Genomic DNA, 16,298 nt, shown 5'->3' on the forward strand with positions numbered 1-16,298 from the left:
TGGAACAACCCCGCCGGTCGAGGTTCCACCCCACTTCTGGGGAGGCCTCTACCGGCGGTGCCGTGAGCCCTCCGCGGATCAGGTCGGGTTGTAGACGCGCGCCGGGCTGCTTCGGGGGTAAATTCGCTCACGACCGGTGCGCCCGACACCGCCGCGCTCAGCAGGACTCTCCGTATGGCGGCCACTCTCACGCTGGACGATGTGCGCAAGGCCTGGGACGCGCGCGACCCGCGGCTCATCACGCTCATCGAGCAGCTCTGCAACGAGCCCGTTCCGCCGCCCGAAACCCCGGTCCGCGACGGCGCCCTCACGTTCGACAAGTTCCTCGCACACCTCCGCGACTGGCGCTACAAGCAGAAATCGAAAGAGGAGCAGGCGCACTACCGCGTCGAAACTCTCAAGGCGCTCGAAGCGCCCGACGCCGAAGTGCCCCTCGCGGACAAGCTCAAGGTCCACGAGGTGATCTGGGCGTTGTGGGAGTCGAACGACCCGCTGGCGCGCGACTACCTGCTGCGGATCGTCGCGCGGGTGCCGCTCGTGTACGGCCCGTGGAAGGCGCTGAAGAAAATCTTCAAGGAGTCCGAAGCGAAGAACGACACCGAGGTGTACGGGGCGGTCGCCGCCCGCCTCGACATGGCCCACGCCGGCGCCGCTCACGGCAAGCAGGTGAGCGGCGCCACCGTCGCGTACCTCGTGCGCCGGGCGTGGCGGTACCTGCGCCGCGTGGGGCTGCACCTCCCCGCCACCTACCCGGACGTTGCGTGCGAGTTCCTCGTGAACTACACCGACGACGTCCGGCTCAACGGCACCTGGGTGTTCAACCACATCCTGTTCCACGACTCGAAGAAGTACGGGCGGTCGAACTTCCGGTTCGGCTACCGCGACAAGACCGCCGACCCCACCAACCTCAAGCACCGGGCCTACGGCGACACGTGGAAGCGGTCGCACCGGCCGCTGTTCTCGCTCCTCGAGCGCGCGAAGTCGGACGCGGTGCGCGACTTCGCCACCACCGCCCTAAAGACGGACTTCCGGCAGGTCCTGCGCGACACGGAGCCCGCGTGGGTGGTGCGCCTGGTCGCCGTGCCGAGCCGCGCGATTCACGACTTCATCGTGTGGCTGCTCCAGAACGTGCCCCAGTTCGAGCAGTCGGCGTTCCGCGCGCTCGGGCTGCACGACGCCGTGCTGCGGCTGTTCGAGTCCCCTTCCGCGGACGCGCGGAAGTACGCGGCGAACTACGCCCGCACCCACGCCCGCGATCTGCCGCTGGGCGAGCTGATCCGCCTCGCGAACAACGACAACGACGACGTGCGCAAACTCGCGACGGACCTCCTCGGCGAGAAGGACCCGCGCACGGGCGTCGGCCTGGACGCCTGGGGCCAGCTCCTCGAAACGCCGCACGGACACAAGTTCGCCGCCGACTCGATCACCAAGCACTTCGGCGCGAACGAGCTCACCCCCGAGTGGTTCCAGGGGCGGCTGCTGTCGCGCAGCGACGACGCCTTCGAGTTCGCGAAGAAGCTGCTGCCCAAGACGCACGACCCGAAAGTGCTGGGCGCACCGTTCTTCATTCAACTGCTCCGCAAGGCCGACCCCGACGGCAACTCCGAAATCGCGGACCGCGTCGCGGAGTACGCGACCGAGCAACTGGGCAAGTTCGACCTGAACGCCGTGCCGCAGGACCAGTTGCACTGGCTCGCGCTGTTGCCGGCGTCGTCGGGCGGGGTGGACGACTGGCTCGAGCGCGGCAAGCTGAAGCCGCAAACGATCGGGACCGACTTCCTCAAGGCCCTCGCCTTCGCTCCCGACTGGGACGCGGCGCCGTGGCTCGCGGCGTTCAAGGCCGCCAACGGCCAGTGGGCGAAAGAGCTGAGCTTCGACGAAGGACGGGCGCAGCGCGTGCTCCGCTGGTTCGCGGACGTGCGCAAGTTCGCCAACCCCGAGTTGGGGCTCGACTGGCTGCTGCGCGTGGCGGCCCGCAGCGAGCCGATGTATCACGACTTCGCCAGCGACCGGCTGATCCGCACGTTCGTGCCCGCAGAGTTCGCGCCGCATGACGCCCCCCCGGCGACGGGCGCCGCCCCGGTCGGAACGACGGCCGCCGCGGGCGGCCCGGTCGATCTCGGGAAGGCGAGTTTCTGCTTCACGGGCACCCTCGCGAACATCACCGCCAAGGACGCCGAAGCCCGCGTGAAGGGCGCGAACGGTACCGTCGCGGCGAACGTCTCGCCCAAGCTTCATTACCTGGTGGTCGGGGACTCCGGCTCGCCCTTCCTGGGGCAGGGTCAGAAGGGCGCAAAGTACATCAAGGCCGAGGAGCTGAACGCGAACGGGGCCAACATCAGCATCATCTCGGAGACGATGTTCCTCCAGATGCTGAGCGGGCAGCAAGTGACGGCGTCCGGCGACGCGGTCGCGCGCGGCTGCGAGCGGCTCTGGCAGTTGGTGGTCGCCCCCGGCCCCGCCGACGCCCCGGTCGGGAAGTTCGCCCGCGAGTACCTGCGGAAGCACCACCCGAACATCGCGCAGAAGCTCACCGACAAGCCCGTCGATCCGGGCGCCGAAGTTCCGGCGTCGTTCCTCACGCTCGAGCGCGTGCTCCCGCTGTTCAGCGAGAGCCGCAAGCCGCTCCGCGAGTTCGCGCTGGAGCTGGCGGGCTGGGAGTTCGCGCGCTGGAACCCGGGCGTCGATCACCTCGTCGCGCTGGCCGACATCCCGTTCATGGACGTGCGGCGGTTCGTCGCGAAGTCGCTTCTGGCCGAGGACACACCGCAGACCCGCCCCTTCCGCCTCGACCCGGCGAAGCTGGAACCGAGCGCCGTGTACCGGTTCTGCGAATCGAACGACGAGGAAACGCGCGCGCTCGGCATGGAGCTGATTAACCGCTTGCCCAAACTGCGCGTGCCCGAAGAACTGTTCCGCCTGTCGGAGAGCCCCGACCGGAAGGTGCGGGCGTTCGTCATCCGGGCGCTCTGGACCGTGTACCGCGACCGCGGGCTGACGCCCGACTGGAAGCCGCCGCTGCCGCCCAAACCCACCGTGGGCGCGAAGGCGAAGAAGGACGCCGAGAAGGCCGCGGCGAACCGCGGCGAGGGCGTCCCCCACAGGCCCGAAACGTGGCCCGCGGAGAAGCCCACGCTGAGCGCGTTCCTGCGCCGCATCCTGTTCGAGCTCCCGCCCGGCCGCCCCGAAAAGTCGCGGGACGCAGTAGAGGACACGGACCCTAACGACCCGAACGCGCAGAAGCCCGACAAGGTGGTGAGCGTGAAGCCGCTGCCGGCGCGGCGCGCGAAGCTCGACCTGATCGAGGTGATGCGCGACCTGGGGCTGGAAGACAAGGCGTTCGGCGGCGGCATCCTGCCGCTGCTCGACGAGTTCATGCTGTCCCGCGGGGTGAGCGAGCGCGCCGCGTGCCTCGTCGCGGTGACCCGCATCCGGCACAAGTACCCCGAATTCAAGAAAGGTTCGGAATGACCCGCGAAGACTCTGATCGGTTGGTCGCGGACGTTCGCGAACTCCTACCGCTGATTCGAGCGCTGTGCGTCGAGGACGGCCTGGACGAGAACCGGCTCGACAAGTGTTACACCAAGCTGTACCGCGTCGCGAGCCAGTTGCCCACCGCCAACGGGCTCGGCAGCGAACTCGACGACGCGGTGAACGTGATGGAAGACGACCTGGATAGCCCGAAGTTGGAGCCCGGCACCGCGGGGGCGAAGCTGAAACTGCTCGAGTCACGAGCCGCCGCGCTCGTGCGCCGGTTCCGCAAGCTCACCGGCCCCAAGAAGTCGGGGCCGCCTCCGGGACCGCTCACCTGGGAGCAGGCGGCCGGGTACGCGGGCCGGGTTCGGGCGCTGTTCCCGCTGCTGCTTTCGCTCCGGGACGCGTGGGGCGACGATGACGACGACTTCGACCACGACCGGTACGCCGCGCTCGGGCGATCGCTGTTCGTGATCGGGAGCCGGCTGACGGCTTACGACCCCGAATTGGCACACGAGATCGAAAGCTGCGACCCGTTCGCAGACGACGCCGAAGGGGGGCCGCTCCCGCCCGGAGGGGCCGACGAGGTGTTCACCCGGCTGGAGGCCGAAGTGAACCCGATGTTGAACGAACTGCGCCGCGTCTTCGACGCGTGAGTCCGGCGCCCGCGCTCGGACCGTTGGCTCTCAAGCACCCCACGACACGAAGAGGCGAGTAACGTGGCGTCCGCGAAATGGAACCCGCTCCGCGACCGCTTCCGCACACTCCTCTCGGTGCTCCGCGCCTTCGCGAAAGCGAAAGAGCAGATCACCGAGGACCGCTACGACGAGGCACACTCGGCGCTCGACGACCTCGTTTACCAGTACCCCGACGAGATCTTCAGCGAGCTGAACGACGAACTGGAAGCCGTCGGCGAAGCCGAACCCGGTGAGGTGGACGCGACCGGCCCGGTGACGCCGGTCGCGCTGGGCGCCGGTTTCGCCACCGTCTTCGCCGATTACCTCAAACAGGTCGAGCGCCTGACCGAATCGGTTGAGAAGCTGCTCGAACAAGACGAAGGGAGTGAAGACGACGAAAGCGAAGATGACGAAGACGCGGACCAAAGCAGCATCAGCAACACCGCAGGCACCAGCGGCCCCGACGAGCCCGGGAGCGGCTCGGCCGCACAGGGGGAGTCCAGCCCCGGCAAGTCGCAGATGTACCGCGGCGACATCCGGGCGGTGTCCGGCGTCGGCGATTCGCTGGCCTTCGTCACCGTTCACCCGGAGGGCTTACCCACCGCGCTGTACTGGCTAGACCCGGACCGCCTCACCCTGAAGACCGATCCGCTCCCGTGCGGCGGCACCGCGCTCGCGGTTGACGGGAACACCGTCTACGTGGGCGGGACCGATCGCAAGCTGTACGAGGGCGGCAAAAAGGCACCGAAACCGCTCGCCGGGCCGTTCGCCAACGACATCGTCGCGATCGTCCCCGTGGGCAAAAAGCGCATCGCGGTGCTGAACGGCAAGCAGATCGACATCATCTCCGACAAGGACGGGGCCGCGAAGCAGACGCTCGAACTGCCCGACGCCGGGACGTGCCTCAGCGTCGATAAGACGGGGCTCTGGCTAGTGGCCGGGACGACGAAGGGCGTCGTCGCGGTGTTCGACGGCGAGGGCGGCGACGAGTTCGCGCCCTCCGAAAGCGCGAAGCTCCACGACGGCGCGGTCACGGTGGTTCAGTTCGAGCCCGAGGAGCTGCGGTTCTTCTCCGCGGGGGCGGACAACAAGCTCCTCACCACCTTCGCCCGTGGCAGCCTGGAACCGGAAGACAAGGGCCGCGCGAACACGCACGAGGACGTGCTGACCGGGCTCGTGTACGTACCGGGCGACCGGTTCGTAACCGGCAGCCGCGACGCAACCCTCAAGAACTGGCCGCGCCCCGGCGCGGTCAAGCCCAGCACGCTGAAAGATGTCGTCGGGCGGGTCGTGGCGCTCGCGGCGGTAACGGTGTACAACCAGCCGCACGTGGCGGTCGCGTGCGACGACAACAGCATCCGACTCATCAAGCTCGATAAAGACGGCAAGTTCCCGGAGGACGACGCCCTCACCGCGAAGGTGACGGGCGCGGCGGACTGGGTGCGGAACGAACTGGCCGACCGCTACGACGCCAAGCGCCGCGAGAAGGCCGTGAAGGTGCTGGCGGAGTGGAAGGACTCGGCCAGCATCGACGCGCTCGGCGAGCAACTCAACCGCGACCCGGACCACAAGGTCCGCGAGCACATCGCCAAACTGCTCGGCGAGAGCGACAGCCCGCGCGTGGTGAAGATCCTGGAGCGCGCGGTCGGGCACAACGACAAGGCCGTCCGGCTCGAAGCGTTCAAGAGCCTGCACGCGCGCGCGCCGCAAGACCTCGGCCCGATCGACCTCGCGCTTAAGACGGGGCAGGTTGACGTCGGCGTTGAAGCCGTCAAGGCGCTGGAGCCGCTCGCGAAGGCCGACGATCAGGCGCTGACGCGCCTCGTCGAGACGCTCGACGCGTCCGCCTGGGACGTGCGGAAGGCCGGTCTGGCCGCACTCGAAACCGTGTACGACGCGACGGCCCCCACCGCGGACCTCACCGCGCTCGGGGCGAAGTTCGGCGACCTGCGTGAGTTCGCGCTGCGGCGGACGTTCGATCGCGGGCTGCTTCAGGACGCAGCCGTCCAGTCGGCCGTCCGCCGCCGGCTCGAAGACGACGACGGCAGCGTCCGCAAGACGGCGTTCCTGCTGTCGGTGCTGTCGAAGCCCGATCTCGCCGCGGTGCTACGCGCCGGCGACCCCGAGTTGCACCGCCAGCTCAACGAGATCGAAAAACCCGAGAAGGAAAAGGGCGACAAGAGCGACAAGATGGCGCCCGCGGTGCCACCGGGCGCGAAGGAAACGCTCACCCCCGCCGATTACGACACGCTGCTGCAGGCCACCGCGAGCCGTGCGCTCGACACGTGCCTGCGCGGGGCACGGGGGCTGGCGGTGCTGGGCGACCCGCGGGCGTTCGGGCTGCTCCTTCAACTGAGCCGCGAAGAGGACATCAACGCGCGGGTGGAGGTGTGCCGCGCGCTCGCCGCCCTCGACGACCCGCGCGCCGTCAACCGCCTCCGCTCGCTGCTGTTCGACCGCGAGGCGTCGGTGCGCGACGCCGCGTACACCGCACTGGCGAAGATCTTCGACCAGGCGCCGCTCTCCGTTGCGGAGTCGGGGCTGACGGCCGCCGACGAAGACGTGCGCCGCCGCGGGCTAGAAACGCTGATCCAGACGGTCAAGAAGAAGAAGCCGCAGGCGGCCGGCGAGCCGGGCTGGGACCTGCTGTTGCGGGCGCTCAACGACAGCGCCCGCGGCGTGCGCGGCGAGGCGTTCAAGGCGGCCCTGAACCTCAAGATCGGCGGCGGGGGAGCGGACACGCTCCGGTTCTCGCTCCAGTCGATCCACCCCGACGTGCGGCGCGAAGCGCTCACCGAAGTGACGGCGCAGGACAAGGAAGAGTGGGCTGCGCCGCTGCTGCACGAGTTCTTCAACGACGCCGACCCGGCGCTCCGCAAGGAGGCGTTCGAGTTCGCGACCAAGAAGAACAAGGACATTGCGGTCCTCGAAACGGCGCTCAGGTCGCGCTTCTCCGACGCGCGCAAGCTCGCCGTCGAGGGGCTCATCAAGAAGCACTCGAAGGCGGCGCAGCAGGTGCTGTTGCAGGCGGTCAGCGACGCCGACCAGGGCGTCCGCCTGTCGGCCGTAACCGCGCTTGTGGACGACGACGCCAAGGCACTGCTCAAGCTGGCGACGCAGAACGAGCGGGCCGACGTGCGGGTGCGCGCCGCGGCGGCCCTCGCGAGGCACGGCGACCCGGCGGCCCTGCCCGTGCTGCGGGCGCTCGCCACCGCCGCCGAACCGGAGCACAAAGAGCGCGGCCCCGACTGGCTCATCGTGGTCGTGCTGGCCCTCAGCGGGCTGGCCGAGTTCGGCGCCCCGGACGCTCAGGCGGACGCGGTGGCGCTGCTCGACAGCCCGCACCCGCCCATTCGGAAGGCCGCGGCGACGGCGCTCGCGTGGTGCTCGCGGGCGGGAACGGCGGGTCCGCTCCGCGCGGCGATGTCCCACACCGACCCGCACGTGAAGTACCGGGCGGCGCTCGGTCTGGCGTACCTGGGCGACGCGACCGTCGTCCCCCTCATCCGCTCCCCCGAAGGGAGCGGCGTGGTCACGCCCGCGGAGCAGTTCACCGCGACCGTGGCGCTGGGCGCGGCGGCCGGGGTGCAGGGGACCGTGTTCCTCGACAGCCCGGACGAGAAGCTCCGCGACCGCTCGCTGCTCGCCACGCTCCTGCTCGAACTCCGGGACACCGACGGGCAGCCCGAAAAGTGCGTCGAGTGCCTCTCGGCACGGGGCGCCCGGTTCCGGCTCACCGGCGCCCGGGCGCTGGAGGTGTTCGCCGACCCGGTCGCGTTCCGCGCGTTCGTGATCGCAGAGGTGAACGACCGCGGCGAGGACACCCCCTGGAAGGTGGCCCCGGAGGTGGTGGACGATCTGGCGAACCTGCTGGCGTTCGCGGAACCGCAGTTGAAGGCGAAAACGGCCCTCTTGCTCGGGCTGTTCGACAACAAGGAACAGGCCGAGTGGAACGCGGCGTGGGCCGTCCACGCCGCCCGGTTCGCGCCCGAGATCAAGGCCGCGCGTGAGGCCGCAACAAAGGCCGGCGTGCCGGTGCCGTCGAAGCTGACGCCGGAGCAGCTCCGTGAACTGGCGTTCGGCGGGTACGTGGGCCTTGTCCGCGAGCAGGGTGCGAGCGGCGGCGGTCAGCCGGTCGGGAAAGTCCGCCAGACGGCGCTGGCCCGCATCTTCGCCATCGCGTCGAAAGACGCCGCGTACGGCCGGGCCGCGCAGCCGGTTCTGGCCCAGGCGATGGGCGACCCCAACCAGCCTGTTCGCACCCAGGCGTTCGAGCACCTCCAGGCCCTCGGGATGGACAAGGCGCAGCTCGGCGCCGAGGCGCTCGAAGCGGGGTACACGGATCTGGGCGTCAAGGGGCTGGAACTCCTCACCGACGGCACCAGTGCAAAGAAGGGCGAAGCGGTTCTTGAGCGGGTGATGCTGGCCCGGTCCGACGACCTCGCGATCGAGGCCGCGAAGCTATTGCGCGACCGCCAGGGGAAGATCCCCACCGCGAAGAAGGCGCTCGACGCGGTGCACGAGCCGATGCGGCTGCAAGCGGTCGAATGGCTCTCCGCGCAGTACGAGGATTCGGAGGACGCGAAGACGTTCCTCCGCGCGGCGCTCGAGTCGCGCTACCGCAAGGCGCGCGAAACGGCCGCGTTCGAGCTGGCCGGCAAGAAGGACGCTTCGGCTTACGACGCCCTCGCGCGGTTCTTGAGGGACGCGAGCGACGCCGCCCGCCAGCGCGCCATCATCAACGCGCTGGTCACGCTCGGCGACAAGCGCGCCGCCGGCGCGTTCCTGGACCGCATCGAGAACGACCCGGGTGGCACCGCGGACGCCGACGCCCTCATCGGCGCCGCGGCGGGCTTCCGCGTGCCGGCCACCGCGGACCGGCTGTTCCTGATGCTCGACAAGCGTAAGGACCGGCGCGACGCCCTTCGCTCCGCGATCCTCACCGTCAGCGGCCACGACCAGTGGGTCGGCGATTCGGACGACCAGAACCCGCAGGACCGCTCGGCGTGGATGAAGGACCAGCACCCGCGCCACGACGCGATCCTGGCCCGGCTCCTCGAATGGACGCTCAACGACGGCGACGCCGACACCATCACGAACACGCTGCTGGAGCCGGTCCGGTGGTCGCTGGGCAAGGACGTGGACGCGGTCTTCCCGACGCTGTGCGCGAGCCCCAACGCGGACCTGCGCGACGCCGCGGTTGAGGCCTACGGGTGGCGGTTCCGCAAGCGCGGCGCGGCGCCGGAGCCGCTGCTCAAGGCGCTGAAGCACAAGAACCCGGTCACGCAGTTCCTGGCCGCCGAGGGGCTCGCCCGGGGCGGGCGCGGCGAGGGGATGCAGGTGCTCCTCTCCGGGATCGAGTACCTCGAAGACCACGGCCACCGCAACCGGGCCGTTCAGGCGCTGGGCGAACTCGGCGACCCGCGCAGCGTCGACAAGCTGCTCGCGCTCGCCACCGAGGACGGGAACCCGCTCCAGCAGGCCGCGACCGAGGCCGTCGGGCACCTGAAAAAGTCGCCGCAGGCGGACGCGGTGTTCCGGCTCCTCGAAAAGCACGCGAAGGCCCAGAACGACCTCGCGCAACGCGCGCTCGTCGGGCTCCGCTACTTCGACACGCCGAGCGGCTGGGACATCGTTCGCGCGAAAGTGAACGCCAAGGGGTACGGGTGGTGGCTCTCGCGGGTCCGCGCCACGGCGGCGGAGCAACTGGGCTATAACGACGACCCGGCGACCCGCGACCTGCTGCTGAAGACGCTCCGCACGGTCACGGACTACCAACTGACCCCGGAAGCGTACAAGGCGGCGCGCCGGCTGTGGGGCCGGGACTCGCTGGAGCCGAACTACAACCTGCTCCAGAACCCGAACGCCGGGAGCTTCATCAACACCGGCGAGGACGGCGGCGCGCTCGAGCCGGTGCTCAAAAAGGGCGACCCGCTCCGCATCATGGCGGTGTTCCCGAACTGCGGGCCGCAGATCCAGATGCAACTGGAATCGGCGCTGCTCACCCGGCCGGACCTGCCGGTGCGCGAAGCGATCGACGCGCTGACCCATGCGGACGAGGGGACCGTCCGGCTTGCGACGCGACTGCTCGGCCGCGCACCGAACGCGGACGCGAAGGACGCGATCGGCGCCGCCCTCGCGAAGTGGTGGCAGGTGTGGCAGGACCGCCGCGCGAACCCCGGTGCGGCAGTGTCGTCGAGCGATGACGACGACGATTATTACGACAACGATGACGATAATTACGGCCGCTCCGGCAACCAGCCAAAGAGCGGATCGCTTTCCAACGCCGGCGAAGTAGTGGAGAGCCTGCTGTTCACAGCGGGGCGCGTGGGGGTGCCCGCGGAGGCGATCGCCAACGTCGCGCGGTCGCGTGCCGACGACCCGCTCGCCCGCGGCATCCGGCTCGAAGCGGTGCGGTGCCTCGCGCTCGGCACGGTGTCCCCGGCGGTGCTCGACACGCTCGACGCACTGGCGGTCGGGCCTGACGCGGACGTGCGCGTGCTCGCCGCGGAGATGCTGGCCCGGTTCGACGCCGGCCGTGCGGCGAAGCTCGCCGCGCAGATGCTCTCCGACCGCCCCGCCTTCAACCGGTTGGTTGTCGCCAAGGCCGTTCACGGGGCGAACGTGGTGAGCGCCGCCGCCAGCGCGCACCTCCAGCCCGTCGCGCTGCCGGTGTTCGTAGCCGAGAAGGACGTGGCCACGCTCGCGGCGGTCGCGAAGGACCGCAAGGCGCCCGAGGCCGCCCGCTTCGGGGCGGTGGAAGGACTCGGGGTAATGGCCACCGAGCCCGCGGAACAGGTGCTGGTCGAGATCGGCACCGCCAAGGACGACGAGAAGGAGTTGCGAAAGGCCGCGTGGCGGGCGCTGCGGCGGTCGAAGCGGGCACGGGCGCGTGGCGCGGTCAACACGCTCGCCACGCTGCCGAAGGCGCCGAAGAAGGCGAAGCCCGGAAGGCCCGACGTAAAGGGTGAGGGCGGGGGGTAGCGAAAGGGACGAACGGCAACCGACGCAGGCTGCGGCACACCGTGGTGGAACGAACGCGGTTACCGCGTGTCCCGCCAGTGGAACATCGACGCCTTCCGAGAGCGGCCAACTGCTCCCAAAGGCCCGCAAACGACTCTTCCTGTGGGTGATGTGATGGCCACCGAACCGACGGTCGACGACGCACCGAGCGACGCCCCACCGCCCTCCAGCGGCGCGCAGCTCACCTACGGCGGTGCGAGTCGCGTGAGCACGAGCGGCAGCGGCGCGCTGGTCGAGTTGTTCGGCAACCTCGACCGACCGCCGGTGCGGTTCGCAGGCGCGCTCAAGCACCCGCTGCGGTTCCGCGAGGCGCTCTCCGCGCTGTACGGGGTCATCGGCAGCGACTACCGGTACGCGCCGAAGGACCGCACGCAGTACATCGCGTACCTGCGCCTGAAGCGCGACGCCGCCCCGCTCGGCGTGTGGCACGCGCAGCAGGCGTACTTCGCCTGGATGCTGCGGAACGACCCAACGGCCCTGACGATCCTCGACCCCGTCGTGAGCGTCCACCCGGACCAGATCACGTTCGAGGTGTTCGGCAAGGACGAGAGCACCTACGCGTGCCTCGCGTTCAATCCGGAAGCGTTCGACGCCTCCGGCCCGGCCGCCCACGGCACCACCAACATCGACTTCAGCGACGCCCTGTACGCCAGCGTCCAGCAGATCCGCGGGTACCGCGAAACGAAGTTCGCGATCGGCCCCGACGGCGCGGCGCCCGCGCCCGAAACCCGGGGCGCGACGCTGGAGAAGAAGATCCAGGTGCCGGACTCGTGGCTCCGCGGGTTCCTCCAGGTGCAGTCGGCCGCGACGCTGCCGTTCGACCACGTGCAGCTCGCGCCGATGGACCTGTACAACGTCCTGCGCCACCTGCGGATGAACGGCGACCGCAAGGGCAAGAAGCGCGGGCTGCGGTTCGAGCTGATCCCCGCCCAGCAGCCGCGCATCGTGGCCGAGCCCTGGGAGACGGTGTTCACCACCACCGGCGACGTGTTCCGCGGTAAGGCGGCGCGCCTCGTTCGGGTGTGGGGGCGGCGCCGGCTCATGACCATCAAGCGGTTGCTCCCGTTCGTCCAGAGCGTGGACGTGTACCTGCTCGGGAGCGGGCTGCCGAGCTTCTGGGTGTTCCGCTGCGGCGAGATCACGCTCACCCTCGGCATGACCGGGTTCACCTCCGCGAACTGGTCGAGCGCGCTCGGCTTCGACCTGCTGCTGCCGCGCAAAACCCAGGACGGCGAACCGACGAAGAAGGTCGTCGCGCACCTCGCGACGCACTGGAAGGCGGCCCCAAAGGAGCTTACACAGGCGACAGGTCTGAAAGGCGCGGCGCTGGTCGAGGCGGTGCAGGTGGGGTGTCAGAACGGGGAGCTGATGTACGACATCGCCGGCGGCGTGTATCGGCACCGGCCGCTCACCGCCAAGCCCCTCGACCTGGAACGCCTCCAGTTCCGCAACCCGCGCGAGAAGGTGGCCCGCGACCTGCTCGCCCGCGGCCGGGCGGTGCGCATCACCGGCGAGAACCGCATCGCGGGCATCGGGCTGGAGCTGACGGGCACTGTCACCGTGGTCGAGGACAAGCGCGACTACCGGCCGCAAATGGTACTCGCGGACGAGGGGCAGGTGCGCAAGGTGACCTGCACCTGCGCGACGTTCCGCAAACAGGGCATCAAGGGCGGGCCGTGCGTTCACCTCATCGCGCTGCGGCTCGCGTTCGCCGAGAAGGAAGCGAAGAAGGCGAAGGCCGACGACGCGGTGAAGTTCGAAACCCGGGCGTTCGCCAAGCGCGACGGCGCGGTCGAGAACGTGGTCCAGGTCTCCCTGGAGCGCGACAAGATCAAATACCGCTGGGGGCCGAGCGGCCAGACCATGCGGCTCCAGACCATGCGGTTCAACACGGAAGAGGACGCCCGGCGGGCGTACTTCGCGAAGCTCGCGGACCTCGACGCGAAAGGTTACCTGGACGCGATCGCGGAATGAGCCGAACACAACCGGGAGTGTTTCACCGCAGAGGGCGCGAGAGGGCGCAGAGAGAAAGAACTGAGATAAAAGGCAGAAGAACGATCGTTCGCTCTCGACTTTTCTCTCCGCGCCCTCTCGCGCCCTCTGCGGTGAAGCACTCTTTCTTGCGCCTTCCTGTGCCCTCTGCGGTGAATCACTGCCTTTTGGGTCATCATGAGCACACCGACACCAGTGCCCGCGCCCGCGGCGCCCGACACACAGACCCTCTGGCGCCTCATCGTCCAGGCCGGGGGGATGAAGGCGTACATCGACGGGCAGCTCCGCGAGCGCGGGTTCCTCGTCACCCGGCGCGACGCCGACGCGATGTCCGACCGGGAGAAGGACGCGTACAAGAAGGCGCTCAAGCAGGAGGCGGAGGAGCGCCGCAAGCTCCGGCGGGAGACGTGGGGCGCGTACAAGGCGAATCACATCGTTCACCTCGGCGAGGGCGTGTTCTGGACCGACGAGCCGAAGGACGATAAGTGGGACACGCCCAACAGCGAGGAGCGGGCGGCCGAGAACGAACTCCCCGCGCTCGACAAACCCGAGCAGCTCGCCGAGGCGCTCGGCGTCACCGTCGCGCAGCTCAAAGGCATGGCGTACCACCGCGACGCCGCCACGTCCCTGCACTACGTCCGGTTCACCATCCCCAAGCGCGACGGCACCGAACGGCCCATCTGGGCGCCGAAGAAGCGCCTGAAGGCCGCGCAGCGCTGGATCTTGCACCACATCGTCGAACGGTTGCCGGTTCACGGCTCCGCGCAGGGGTTCCTGGTCGGGCGGTCGATCCTCAGCAACGCGCAGGTTCACGAGAGCCCCAAGATCCTGCTGAAGATGGACATCAAGGAGTTCTTCCCGACCGTCACCGTGAAGCGGGTGAGGGGCGTGTTCCGCCGCGCCGGCTACCGCAATGGGATCAGCACGCTGCTGGCCCAGGTCTGCACCGAAGCGCCGCGCGAGATCGTGACCATTGAGGGAAAGACCTACTACGTCTCGCTCGGGCCGCGGTGCCTGCCGCAAGGCGCCCCCACCAGCCCGGCGATCACCAACGCGCTGTGCCTGCGCCTCGACCGCCGGCTCGCCGGGCTGGCGAAGCGGTACGGCTGGCGCTACACCCGCTACGCCGACGACCTGACCTTTAGCCTCCCGATGGAGCACAAGGGGCCGCCGAAGCTCGGCTCGATGCTCGGGTGCGCCCGACGAATCGTGGAGGCCGAGGGTTTCGAGGTCAAGTCCGAGAAGACGCGGATTCACCGAACGGGCGGGCGGCAAAGCGTGACGGGGCTCGTGGTGAACGGCGACGGCCCGCCGCGCACGACCCGCAAGCTGCGGCGCCAGCTCCGCTCGGCGATTCACAAGCTCAAAACCGGCAAGCCACTCCAAGAAGGCGAATCGCTGGCCCGCCTGACCGGCTACGCGGCGTTCGTCCACATGACGAACCCGGAACTCGGTCGCAAGATGCTCGCAGACATTCAGGGATTCGAGGGCCAGGCGGAAGGTCAAGTAGTGTGATGTTCGGGCGACGCACGCCAAATCCAGCCGATTCAACCTGCGATCTGAGATCGTTGATTTCAGACACAACACCGAGTGACCGACGGTTATTCCGTACTCTTGCCTCATACGCGCTTGCTCCTCCTGTACTGATCCACAAGCGCGCGGGGTGCGCCAATGTCAATCGTGTGGACCTCGCCGGTCCACTCCTTCGACTTTGGATTGAGGAACCCGCGTTTGGGAGCAACGAAGGTAGCGGTGTGAGTCGCCCGGACGGCCGGGCCGAGCGGTTCGCCGGTGTCGCAATCGAGCCCGGAGGGAATGTCGATCGCGAGGACCTGATATCCCGAAGTATTAAGCATGCGAAAGTAGTCGGTGTAGCGTTCATCCAGTGCGCGGTTCAGTCCGGTACCGAAAAGGGCATCGATAAGCCAACCCGCTGGCGTGGGTAGCACTTCCGGAAGCCAAGGCAGCATGGGTACAGCCGAGCGCTCGATGATTTTTCGATTCACGGCCGCATCACCAGTTAGTTGTGTCGTTCCGGGGTGATCAATCGTCCACACCGGCCACCCCGCGTTATCGAGGTGGCGGGCGATCACAAACCCATCGCCGCCGTTGTTTCCCGGTCCGCACAGGATCACCACCGCCTTGCGATCCGGGTTCAGGCGCATCAGCAGTTCGGCGGCGCCGCGGCCAGCGTTCTCCATCAGCACTACGCCCGGAACCCCGAACTCCTCGATCGCCCGGCGGTCGAGTTCGCGAACCTCACTGCGTGAGAGTGTGAACATGGTATTGACCTCAATATCACCAATCGTTGAACTCGCAGAGTGTGAGACCACGGGGTGTGACCGCGCCCTTACTCGCACCTAAACAATTGACTGGAATAATTTTACACCTCTCGTTCGTACACCGGCAGGGTTCCCTTCGACCGGTCGTGTTATCCGCCTTTGCGGGTTGTGCAAGTGATTCATGGGTAGCGGGACGGTAGCGAACCGGTAGCTCGCGGGAAGTGAATGGCGCGTTCGAAGGGTAGCACCCCGCCAGTTCCCAACCCGCGACGGTCCAGCCGATGCCCTCGTCGCGACCACTGTAACCTCCGTTACACCGCGCCCCGAGTGCCACCGGAACCGCTCCGCCCGCCGTACCCAATTGGCTTCAAGGGCTACTCGGGAGGAGTGAACCGCCACTCGTCGCGCCGACCGCTATTCGGGGCTCGAACTGTACCGCCCGTTACACCTGACGCCCTGAAGACGCGAATGGCGTAACCCAACGTGCCACCGGCGCACCGTTCATCCGCCCCCTACAGATACAGATGGCACGAGCGGTTGCGGGGCGCGGGCTCCCATCGCGGAACGAGACCCTCAAACGGATTTGCGTATCACTCTGGCCCCAGCACCCGGGGGTGAACCTGCAGCCGCCTGTTGGGGTAGCGGGTCGTGCGGTAAGACCCGTCTCACGGACCGACCTGAGCCACCGCACCAGACTGCCGGAAGCAGTTACGTCCCGCCTCGTGAGCCGGCCGAATGTCCCCGCGGCAAAGGGCGGTATGCAACGCGTGCCGGGTTGCACTGACCAGGGGCACCCGGCCTTCAGGGTCCGAATCATCGCCCCCCCCCAAGCAGCCGATGAAAAAGCGGG

At 68.7% G+C, this 16,298-nt stretch carries 6 protein-coding genes; 5 read left to right on the forward strand and 1 reads right to left on the reverse strand.

What is annotated here, in order from left to right; translation table 11 throughout:
- The first annotated feature begins 174 nt into the window (after window positions 1-174).
- The 5 genes from GobsT_RS28050 (at window position 175) to GobsT_RS28070 (ending at window position 14,681) form a co-directional block, all read left to right on the forward strand.
- Complete coding sequence (locus GobsT_RS28050) at window positions 175-3,471, forward strand: BRCT domain-containing protein (RefSeq protein ID WP_010045835.1); 3,297 nt, start codon at window positions 175-177, stop codon at window positions 3,469-3,471.
- The gene (locus GobsT_RS28055) at window positions 3,468-4,130 is read left to right on the forward strand and encodes a hypothetical protein (RefSeq protein ID WP_010045833.1); all 663 of its coding nucleotides are present in this window, start codon (window positions 3,468-3,470) and stop codon (window positions 4,128-4,130) included. Before GobsT_RS28050 ends, GobsT_RS28055 begins: the two co-directional genes overlap by 4 nt.
- 63 nt (window positions 4,131-4,193) lie before the next feature.
- Window positions 4,194-11,135: a HEAT repeat domain-containing protein gene (locus GobsT_RS28060; protein WP_010045832.1), complete on the forward strand. Its 6,942-nt coding sequence runs from the start codon at window positions 4,194-4,196 to the stop codon at window positions 11,133-11,135.
- Between the two features lie 153 nt (window positions 11,136-11,288).
- Window positions 11,289-13,148, forward strand: a complete 1,860-nt coding sequence (locus GobsT_RS28065; protein WP_010045827.1) for an SWIM zinc finger family protein — start codon at window positions 11,289-11,291, stop codon at window positions 13,146-13,148.
- A 195-nt stretch (window positions 13,149-13,343) separates the two neighbouring features.
- Entirely contained in the window at window positions 13,344-14,681 is a 1,338-nt protein-coding gene (locus GobsT_RS28070; RefSeq protein WP_050790335.1) for a reverse transcriptase family protein, read from the forward strand.
- Window positions 14,682-14,785: 104 nt separating this feature from the next.
- Here the strand turns inward: GobsT_RS28070 and GobsT_RS28075 are convergent, their stop codons facing one another.
- Window positions 14,786-15,448: an NAD(P)H-hydrate epimerase gene (locus GobsT_RS28075; protein ID WP_109570814.1), complete on the reverse strand. Its 663-nt coding sequence runs from the start codon at window positions 15,446-15,448 to the stop codon at window positions 14,786-14,788.
- Between the last annotated feature and the right edge of the window lie 850 nt (window positions 15,449-16,298).

The organism is Gemmata obscuriglobus, from assembly GCF_008065095.1.
GTDB lineage: Bacteria > Planctomycetota > Planctomycetia > Gemmatales > Gemmataceae > Gemmata > Gemmata obscuriglobus.

Bases quoted from the DNA above. Each gene is read 5' to 3' on its own strand.
- GobsT_RS28070 (WP_050790335.1), top strand. From the start codon at position 13,344: ATGAGCACACCGACACCAGTGCCCGCGCCCGCGGCGCCCGACACACAG.
- GobsT_RS28065 (WP_010045827.1), top strand. From the start codon at position 11,289: ATGGCCACCGAACCGACGGTCGACGACGCACCGAGCGACGCCCCACCG.
- GobsT_RS28050 (WP_010045835.1), top strand. From the start codon at position 175: ATGGCGGCCACTCTCACGCTGGACGATGTGCGCAAGGCCTGGGACGCG.
- GobsT_RS28055 (WP_010045833.1), top strand. From the start codon at position 3,468: ATGACCCGCGAAGACTCTGATCGGTTGGTCGCGGACGTTCGCGAACTC.
- GobsT_RS28075 (WP_109570814.1), bottom strand. From the start codon at position 15,448: ATGTTCACACTCTCACGCAGTGAGGTTCGCGAACTCGACCGCCGGGCG.